Annotated in this window: 8 protein-coding genes and 1 tRNA gene; 6 read left to right on the top strand and 3 right to left on the bottom strand. The window is 72.6% G+C overall.

Annotation, left to right across the window (positions count from 1 at the left end):
• Nucleotides 1-688 (top strand): SpoIIE family protein phosphatase (locus ACGFX4_RS34710; RefSeq protein ID WP_393083258.1); only part of this gene is annotated, 688 nt, incomplete at its 5' end.
• Nucleotides 689-692: 4 nt separating this feature from the next.
• Here ACGFX4_RS34710 and ACGFX4_RS34705 read toward each other — a convergent pair.
• Both ACGFX4_RS34705 and ACGFX4_RS34700 read right to left on the bottom strand, forming a co-directional pair.
• On the bottom strand, nucleotides 693-1,433 hold the full coding sequence (locus ACGFX4_RS34705) for a hypothetical protein (protein WP_393083255.1): 741 nt from the start codon (nucleotides 1,431-1,433) through the stop codon (nucleotides 693-695).
• A 201-nt stretch (nucleotides 1,434-1,634) separates the two neighbouring features.
• Nucleotides 1,635-3,404, bottom strand: coding sequence for a phosphatidylglycerol lysyltransferase domain-containing protein (locus tag ACGFX4_RS34700; RefSeq protein ID WP_393083270.1), 1,770 nt, complete (start codon nucleotides 3,402-3,404; stop codon nucleotides 1,635-1,637).
• A 254-nt stretch (nucleotides 3,405-3,658) separates the two neighbouring features.
• Here ACGFX4_RS34700 and ACGFX4_RS34695 point away from each other — a divergent pair, with 254 nt between their 5' ends.
• Both ACGFX4_RS34695 and ACGFX4_RS34690 read left to right on the top strand, forming a co-directional pair.
• Nucleotides 3,659-4,330: a response regulator gene (locus ACGFX4_RS34695; protein WP_393083251.1), complete on the top strand. Its 672-nt coding sequence runs from the start codon at nucleotides 3,659-3,661 to the stop codon at nucleotides 4,328-4,330.
• Complete coding sequence (locus ACGFX4_RS34690) at nucleotides 4,327-5,457, top strand: sensor histidine kinase (protein ID WP_393083248.1); 1,131 nt, start codon at nucleotides 4,327-4,329, stop codon at nucleotides 5,455-5,457. Before ACGFX4_RS34695 ends, ACGFX4_RS34690 begins: the two co-directional genes overlap by 4 nt.
• A 93-nt stretch (nucleotides 5,458-5,550) precedes the next feature.
• Here ACGFX4_RS34690 and ACGFX4_RS34685 read toward each other — a convergent pair.
• Nucleotides 5,551-5,634, bottom strand: a tRNA-Leu gene (locus tag ACGFX4_RS34685).
• Between the two features lie 336 nt (nucleotides 5,635-5,970).
• On the opposite strand from ACGFX4_RS34685, the gene ACGFX4_RS34680 reads away from it, so the two are divergent.
• The 3 genes from ACGFX4_RS34680 to ACGFX4_RS34670 are packed head-to-tail and all read left to right on the top strand — an operon-like array spanning nucleotide 5,971 to nucleotide 8,891.
• Nucleotides 5,971-6,837, top strand: a complete 867-nt coding sequence (locus tag ACGFX4_RS34680) for an FhaA domain-containing protein (RefSeq protein ID WP_393083245.1) — start codon at nucleotides 5,971-5,973, stop codon at nucleotides 6,835-6,837.
• An 11-nt stretch (nucleotides 6,838-6,848) separates the two neighbouring features.
• The gene (locus tag ACGFX4_RS34675) at nucleotides 6,849-7,370 is read left to right on the top strand and encodes an FHA domain-containing protein (protein ID WP_393083243.1); all 522 of its coding nucleotides are present in this window, start codon (nucleotides 6,849-6,851) and stop codon (nucleotides 7,368-7,370) included.
• 51 nt (nucleotides 7,371-7,421) lie between these two features.
• Nucleotides 7,422-8,891 carry a PP2C family protein-serine/threonine phosphatase gene (locus tag ACGFX4_RS34670; RefSeq protein ID WP_393083240.1) on the top strand — a complete coding sequence of 490 codons (1,470 nt, stop codon included), beginning with the start codon at nucleotides 7,422-7,424 and terminating at the stop codon, nucleotides 8,889-8,891.
• Nucleotides 8,892-8,914 lie beyond the last annotated feature (23 nt).

The following is an 8,914-nucleotide window of genomic DNA, read 5'->3' as shown; positions in this document are numbered from 1 at the left end:
CCTGGTCCATCCGGACGGACGCGGCGAGCTGCTGGAGATCCCCGAGGGCGCGCCGATCGGCGTCGGCGGGGTGCCGTTCGTGGCGAAGAAGATCGACGTCTCGGACGGCTCGATGCTGGTGCTGTGCACCGACGGCCTGGTCGAGGTCCGGGGCGGCGACATAGGGGAGGGGCTGGCCGCGCTCTGCGGCAACCTGATCGACCCCAAGCAGACCCCGGAGGAGGCCTGCGACACCGTCCTGAACACCCTGCACTCGGAGGACCGGCAGGACGACATCGCGCTGCTGGTGGCCCGCTTCGACGGCGTCCCGCCGACCGAGGTGGCCACCTGGCAGCTCGGCGTCACCGAGGCCGAGGTCGGCCGGGCCCGCACCCTGGTGCGCAACCAGCTGGCCTCCTGGCAGCTGAGCGCGCTCACCGAGACCGTCGAGCTGCTGGTCTCCGAGCTGGTCACCAACGCCGTCCGGGTGGCCCGGGCCGAGGTGCAGCTCCAGCTGATCCGGGTGGACAAGCTGCTGGTCGAGGTCAGCGACGACAACCACAACCTGCCGTCGCTGGAGCCGGCCGAGTCGATGGACGAGCACGGCCGCGGCCTCAACCTGGTGTCCAAGCTCGCCGAGAAGTGGGGCACCGCCCGCAAGGCGGTCGGCAAGGTCGTCTACTTCGAGATGCCGCTGCCCCGCGGGTAGCGGGTCAGCGCGGCGCCAGCACGGTGCGGCGCCCGGCCTCGGCGGCGACCGAGGCCGCGGCCCGCACCCCGCCCAGCACCCGCGGCCAGAAGTCGCCGAACACCTCGACCGAGCAGGCGATCAGCACCGCGGTGAGGCACGCCACCACGTGCTCCAGGCCCGCCAGGTTGGGCAGCAGCACGGCCTCGACGACCATGGCCAGCAGCACCGCGCCGGCCGTCCACCAGGCACGGCAGCGGAACGCCACCACCACGGCCAGCGCCACCACGGCCGCCGACGGCCCGGTGTCGCGCACGTGCGCCACCCAGCGCGGGAAGCCGAACAGGTGCTCCGGGCCGATCATCACCCCGATCCGGGCGAAGAGCGTGCCCGCCAGCGTGCAGACGTACGCCACCACCAGGGTCAGCCGCCGGCCCAGCACGATCTCGGCGATCCCGAAGACCAGGAAGACCTGCGCCAGCGCGCCCCAGACCGGCAGGTCCAGCGCCGGCACGTACAGCGACAGCGGGGTGCGCAGCAGCGACACGTCCAGCGGCAGGGAGGCCCTGACCACACCCAGTTCGGTGACGAATCGCTCGCCGCCCGGCAGGTGCTGGACGATCGAGAAGGCCAGGATCAGCAGCGTCGCCGTGGCGGCCAATGGAACGGCGGCGAACTTCCGCCGCAACAGTCCGTCCTTCAGGGTGGCGAACAGCGTGCCCCACTCCGCCACAGCGGCCCGGACGGCAAATGTGCCGAGCCCCATTTCTGCGCCCCCCGCGCGAGAGTTCCGTCCCACAGCCGCCCGCTCCCCGTCCGATCCGATGAGAAACATCTTTCTCTGTGCCACTACATCGAGCCTATGCATCGGATAAACGGCGGGCATCAGCTTTACCGCCCAACCGAAGTCATCCCAAAGAAGTAGCGGACACCGGTCTCCCTCCGCCCCCCGGCGGAGGGACCACCCCTACCCGCGCTTGTGCCGTCGCCGGAACAGCGCGGGAAGTCCAGGAGCCGTGATGAAACCCTCGGCCCGGGCACTGGCGATTCCGATCCGCGGGATCTCGCTGCTCTTCTCGAACAGCAGGTAGCGCGGCTCCCAGATCGGCCGGTACTTCGCATTGGCCCGGTAGAGTGATTCGATCTGCCACCAGCGGGAGAAGAATCCGAGCACGGACCGCCACAGTCTGAGCACCGGCCCCGCACCCAGCCTCGAACCGCGCTCGAAAACCGAGCGGAACATCGCGAAGTTCAGCGACACCCGCTCCAGCTCGACCTCCTCGGCGCGCTGCAGCAGCTCGATCACCATGAATTCCATCAGGCCGTTCTCGCTGTCGCGGTCGCGCCGCATCAGGTCCAGCGACAGGCCCTTCCCGCCCCACGGCACGAAGCTCAGCAGCGCCCGCAGCTCGCCGTCCCCGTCGAAGCACTCGAGCATCACGCAGCGCCCGTCGCCGGGGTCGCCGAGGCGGCCCAGCGCCATCGAGAAGCCGCGCTCGGTCGCGCCGTCCCGCCAGTGGTCCGCCCTGGCCACCAGCTCGGCCATCTCCGCCTCCGGAATGGCCTCGTGCCGGCGGATCCGCACCGTGTACCCGGCCCGCTTGACCCGGTTGTACGCCTGGCGCACCACCCGCATCGCCCGGCCGTCCAGCGAGAACTCGTCCAGCTCGACGATCGCCTCGTCGCCCAGCTCCAGCGCGTCCAGCCCGTGCCGGGCGTAGATCACCCCGGCCTCCTCGGACGCCCCCATCACGGCCGGCACCCAGGCGTGCTCCCGGGCCTCCGACAGCCAGGCCTCGATCGCCCCCGGCCAGGCCTCCGGGTCGCCGATCGGATCGCCCGAGGCCAGCGACACCCCGCCGACCACCCGGTACGCCACCGCCGCCTTCCCGGACGGCGAGAAGACCACCGCCTTGTCCCGGCGCAGCGCGAAGTACCCGAGCGAGTCCCGCTCGCCCTGCTTCTCCAGCAGCGCCCGCAGCTTCCCCTCGTCCTCGTCGCTGAGCAGCTCCTCGCCGCGCGGGCTGCGGAAGGTCACGTAGACCACGGCCAGGAAGAGCAGCGCGCCCATCACGTTGATCGCCGCGTTCACCCAGATCGGGACGGAGATCACGTCCGCCACCCGGCTGGACGGGTTGACGGTGACCATCCGGAAGAACGAGTACACGAAGCGGTCGGCGAAGCTCGCGCCGTTCAGCTCGTTGGTCAGCTGCACCAGCATCGAGCCGACCAGACCGCCCAGGCCCAGGCCCAGCACGGTCGCCGCCACCGCGGTCTTCGGGTTCGACCGGTCGCCCTTGGAGGTGAACAGCCGCCAGGACGCCATCAGCGCGAGGAAGAAGATTCCGGTCAGCACCGTGGAAATCCAGTTCAGCGGATGGGTCCGGTACTTCTCGTCCGAGACCAGCCAGCCCACGAAACCGGCCAGCAGCACCCCCGACACCACCGTGTTGAAGATCCACGCCGCACGCTTGCGCCGGCGCATCGCCACCGCCAGGAACAGCGCCAGCAGCACCGTGGTCAGACCCGCGGTCACCAGGTACGGGGTGAAGTACTCGCCCTCGTTGTGGGTGCGCACCTGCTCCCGGAACGGCACCGAGAGCACCGCCACCAGATTGAGCAGCGCCGCCAGCCGCAGGTACCAGACCGTCAGGGCGGCGGCCCGCCGCTGCCAGCGGGCCGAACCGGATTCATCACCCTGCCGGTCGGCAGGCACGGCCGAGGGCGCCGTCTTCACCGTGGACACAGCTTCCATTCCAAACGATCGGATTTCGGGGCGCATCCGCACGACACCCGGGCAACACCGCCCCGATTTCCATGGTTGCCCACCCCGGATGAGAATTGCGTGAATCCGGTAGCGGATTCCGACCCCCGCCGATCGGCGGGGGTGGACGTCGCCCGGGCGGCCACCTCCCGGCGCCGCCCGCCCGCCTAGGCTCGTAACCGGGGCACACCCGTGCACCGCGCACCCGTACGGAAAGAGACCTCCGCATGCCGCCGACCCGGGTCCTGATCGTGGACGACGAGGTACTGGTCCGCTCGGGTCTCGGCCTGATCGTCGGCTCCGCCCCGGACCTGGAGGTGGTCGGCAGCTGCTCCGGCGGCCAGGCCGAGCAGCAGACCGCCGACCTCGCCCCCGACGTCGTCCTGCTCGACATCCGGATGCCCGACCTGGACGGCATCAGCGTGCTGCGCCGGCTGCGCGCCCTGCCCGACCCGCCGGCCGTGGCGATGCTCACCACCTTCGACACCGACGAGTACATCGGCACCGCGCTGCGGGCCGGCGCGGCCGGCTTCCTGCTCAAGGACACCGCCCCCGAGCAGCTGGTGCACGCCGTCCGGGTGCTCGCCACCGGCGGCAGCGTGCTCTCCCCCACCGTCACCCGCACCGTGATCGGCGGCTACGTCGAGGGCGGCGGCCCCGACACCGAGGCCACCGCACTGACCCGCCAGCTCACCGGGCGCGAACTGGACGTGCTCGCGCTGCTCGGCGAGGGCCTGTCCAACGCCGAGATCGCCGACCGGCTCTACCTCGGCACCGGCACCGTCAAGGACCACATCAGCGCCATCCTGGCCAAGCTCGGCGCCGCCAACCGGGTCCAGGCCGCCGTGGTCGCCCACCGGGCCGGCCTGGTCCGCGACGGCGACCAGGCCGGCTCATGACCACCCCGAGAACCTGGCTCACCTCCCGCCGGACCACCCTGCTGGTCCCCGTCGTGGTCGCCGTCCTGGACTCCGCCCTGGTCGCCCGCGACTCCCCGCCCTGGCAGCTGGCGCTGTCCTTCCTCGCCGCCTTCGCCCTGCTGCTGCGCCGCCGACTGCCGCTCACCGTGCTGCTGCTCACCCTGCCCGGCGCCTGGGTCAACGACATCTGGCTGGCCCCGATGACCGCCGTCTACTCGGTCGCCGCCGCCTACAGCGCGCTGCGCGTGGTGGTGCCGAGCGCCGCCGCCTTCTCGCTGGTCGAGTTCTTCCACTGGCCGCTCGCCGAGGAGCTGTACGAGCTCACCCGCGACAACGCGCTGTACGCCATCCAGTCGCTGATGCTCGGCGCCGGGCCCGCCGCGCTCGGCCTGCTCACCCGCACCCGCCGGGAACTCGCCGCCCGGCTCACCGAGCTGACCGAGGGCCGGCAGCGGGAGAGCCGGCTGCTCGCCGAACGGGTCCTCGCCGCGGAGCGCGCCCGGCTCGCCCGCGAGATGCACGACGTGGTCTCCCACCAGGTCAGCCTGATCTCCATCCAGGCTGGCGCGCTCCAGGTCTCCACCGCCGACCCGGCCGCCCGGGACACCGCCCGCACGATCCGCGAGCTGTCCGTGCGCACCCTGGAGGAGCTGCGCCAGATGGTCGGGGTGCTGCGGGCCGCCGGCGTGCGCCGCGACGAGCCGCTCGCCCCGCAGCCGCGGCTGGCCGACCTCGCCCGGCTGATCGAGGGCAGCGGGCAGCACGTCACCGCCGAGCTCCACCCCGGCGGCCGGGTCTGGCCCGAGGCGGTCGAGCGGGCCGCGTACCGGACCGTCCAGGAGGCCCTCACCAACATCAGCAAGCACGCGCCCGGGGCCGCCGTCACCGTCCGGATCACCGCCCGCGGCGCCCGGCTGCTGGTCGACGTCCACAACGGGCCCGCGCCCGAGCGCCCGAGCGCCGCGCCCGCCCCGCTGCCCGGCGGCGGCCACGGCCTGGTCGGTCTGCGCGAGCGCGCCCAGCTGCTCGGCGGCACCTTCTCCGCCGTACCGACCTCCGACGGCGGCTTCGCCGTCCGCGCCGAACTCCCCGCCGTCGGCGAGTAGCCCGGCGACGACCGGACGCCCCGGGCACCGGCCGGAGCCTCCGGGACAACGAGAAAGGCCCCGCAGATCTTTCGATCTGCGGGGCCTTCGCTGTGCGCGAGGGGGGAGTTGAACCCCCACGCCCTTTCGGGCACTGGAACCTGAATCCAGCGCGTCTGCCTATTCCGCCACCCGCGCAAGGGTGTTGTCTTCAGATGCTTGCCGCTCTTCCGACCTGTTGAGAAGCTTAGCGCATCTCGCGGGGTCTTCCGTCCGGCTCCCTCTCGGGCGCCCCTTCCGACATGGAAAACATTAGCACGACCTGCGGGCCACCTCCGAATCCATATCCCGGGGACCCGCAAACGGAGGGAGGCGAACGAGTGAGCGGGGCCCGGGGCGGGTAGCCCTCCCGGGCGCGACGTGCCCGGGGGAACCGTACGGACGGGCCGGGCGTGGATACGATCAGTACGGAAGTACCGCTTTCGGGCCGACCGAACCCCGGCCCGGCCCCGACGCCCTGGAAGGGGGTGCCCCGTGGGAGTCCTGAAGAAGTTCGAGCAGCGGCTCGAGGGTCTCGTGAACGGCACCTTCGCCAAGGTGTTCAAGTCCGAGGTCCAGCCGGTGGAGATCGCGGGCGCGCTGCAGCGCGAGTGCGACAACAACGCCACCATCTGGAACCGCGACCGCACGGTCGTCCCCAACGACTTCATCGTCGAGCTCAGCCCGCACGACCACGAGCGGCTGAGCCCCTACTCGAGCCAGCTCGGCACCGAGCTGGCCGGGATGGTGCGCGAGTACGCCGAGGCGCAGCGCTACAGCTTCATGGGCCCGCTCCAGGTCACCCTGGAGAAGGCGGACGACCTGGACACCGGCCTGTACCGGGTGCGCAGCCGCACCCTGGCCGCCGAGCAGGCGCCGCAGCCCCCCGCCCCGCCGGCCGCGCCCCCGGGGTACGGGCGCCAGCCCACCCCGCCCGCGCCCGGCGCACCGTGGCAGCAGCAGGGCGCGGCGCCGTACGGCGCGCCGCCGCCGCCGGCCGCGCCCCCCGCGATGCCGCCGGCCCCGCCGGCCGCCGCGGGCAACGTCCGGCCGTTCCCGGGTGCCGGGCACTCCGGCGCGGCCACCCGGCGCTGGATCGAGGTCAACGGCACCCGGCACCAGATCACCGGGAACGCCGTGGTCCTGGGCCGTTCCACGGAGGCGGACATCCGGATCGACGACCCCGGGGTGTCCCGCAAGCACGCGGAGATCCGCCCCGGGACGCCGGCGATGGTGCTCGATCTCGGGTCGACCAACGGCATCGTGGTGGACGGACAGCACACCACCCGCGCTACGCTCCGCGACGGCTCCCGAATCGTCCTCGGGTCCACCACCATCGTCTACCGACAGGTCGAAGGGTAGAGCGGGCACCGATGTCAGATTTGACCCTGACGGTCATGCGGCTGGGATTCCTCGCCGTGCTGTGGCTGTTCGTCATCGTCGCGGTGCAGGTCATCCGCAGTGACCTGTTCGGCACGCGGGTGAACCCGCGGAGCGGGCGGGCAGCGGCCCCGGCCGCCGCCGGCACCCCGGCCGCGCGGCCGTCCCAGGAGCGGCCCGCCCCGGCGCAGCAACAGCAGCAGCCGCGGCAGCGCCGCGGGGCCCCCACGCACCTCGTGGTGACGGCCGGCTCGCTGCAGGGCACCACGGTCGCCCTGCAGGGCCAGACCATCACCCTGGGCCGGGCCCACGACTCCACCATCGTGCTCGACGACGACTACGCGTCCTCCCGGCATGCCAGGATCTACCCCGACCAGACTGGGCAGTGGACGGTCGAGGATCTAGGCTCCACCAACGGCACCTACCTGGACCGGCAGCGGCTCACCACGCCGACGCCGCTCCAGGTCGGGATGCCGATCCGCATCGGCAGGACCGTCATCGAGCTACGGAAGTAGTCAGCGCATGAGGACCAGCACCCCGTCCACCCAGAGGAGGGTACGGACCGCATGACTCTCGTGCTGCGCTTCGCCGCCGGCTCGCACAAGGGCCTGATCCGGGAGGGGAACGAGGACTCCGGCTACGCCGGTCCCCGGCTGCTGGCCGTCGCCGACGGCATGGGCGGCGCGGCCGCCGGCGAGGTGGCCTCCTCCGAGGTGCTCGGCTCGATCGTCCGCCTGGACGAGGACGTGCCCGGCGCCGACCTGCTGACCCTGCTGAACGACGCGGTCCAGACCGCCAACGACCGGCTGCGGCAGATGGTCGAGGAGGACCCCCAACTCGAGGGCATGGGCTGCACCCTGACCGCGATGCTGTGGACCGGCCAGCGGATGGGCCTGGTGCACATCGGCGACTCCCGGGCGTACCTGCTGCGGGACGGCTCGCTGATGCAGATCACCCAGGACCACACCTGGGTGCAGCGGCTGGTCGACGAGGGGCGGATCACCCCCGAGGAGGCCGAGACCCACCCGCAGCGCTCGCTGCTGATGCGTGCCCTGGACGGCCGCGGCCAGGTCGAGCCCGACCTGTCGATCCGCGAGGTCCGGGCCGGCGACCGCTACCTGATCTGCTCCGACGGCCTCTCCGGCCCGGTCAGCCACGAGACCCTGGAGGCCACGCTCGGGAGCTTCTACGCCCCGCAGCAGACCGTCCAGGAGCTGATCCAGCTGGCGCTGCGCGGCGGCGGCCCGGACAACATCACCTGCATCGTCGCCGACGTGATCGACGTCGGCGCCACCGACACCCTCAGCGGTCAGCTGGTGGACATCCCGGTGGTGGTCGGCGCGGTCGCCGACGCCCCGCCTCACCCGCTGGCCGACCCGAGCGTGCTGGACACCCCCGCCGGGCGGGCGGCCGGCCTCGGCCGTCCGCAGACCCCGCAGGGCGCCTTCGGCCCCGCCGAGGGCTACGGCGAGGGCGCGGCCGGGTACGGCGCCGGCTTCGGCCCGGCGCAGGGCTACGACGAGAGCCCGGCCGGCTCGTTCGGCGACGCCGACTACGAGGACTACGAGCCGCGGGCGCCACGCAGGCGCCGCCGCCGGCGCGGCCTCAAGCTCACCGTGTCCGCGCTGGTCGCCCTCGGCCTGCTCGGCGCGGCCGGCTGGTTCGGCTACCAGTGGACGCAGGACCAGTACTACGTGGGCGCCGACGGCGAGTCCGTCGCGGTGTACCGCGGGGTCAACCAGAACCTGGCCGGCTTCGGGCTCTCCTCGGTCTTCGAGAAGCACGCCGACGTCGAGCTGAAGTTCCTGCCCGCCTACCAGCGCACCCAGGTGACCAACACCATCCAGGCCAAGAGCCTGAGCGACGCCAAGGACCAGGTCCGCAAGCTCGGCGAGCAGGCGGCCGTGTGCAAGAAGGTGGCCGCCGCCAAGGAGGCCTCCGCCCAGGCCGCCGCGGGCACCGCCGGCACCGCACCCAGCCCCGCCCCGCTGACCGAGGCGGAGCAGCAGCTGGCCGCCTCCTGCCCGGGCCAGTAGGCCGCACCAGCCGTCGGGGAGCG

The organism is Kitasatospora sp. NPDC048365 (assembly GCF_043200835.1).
Lineage (GTDB): Bacteria > Actinomycetota > Actinomycetes > Streptomycetales > Streptomycetaceae > Kitasatospora > Kitasatospora terrestris.
This window is presented reverse-complemented; position numbering and strand designations above follow the sequence as displayed.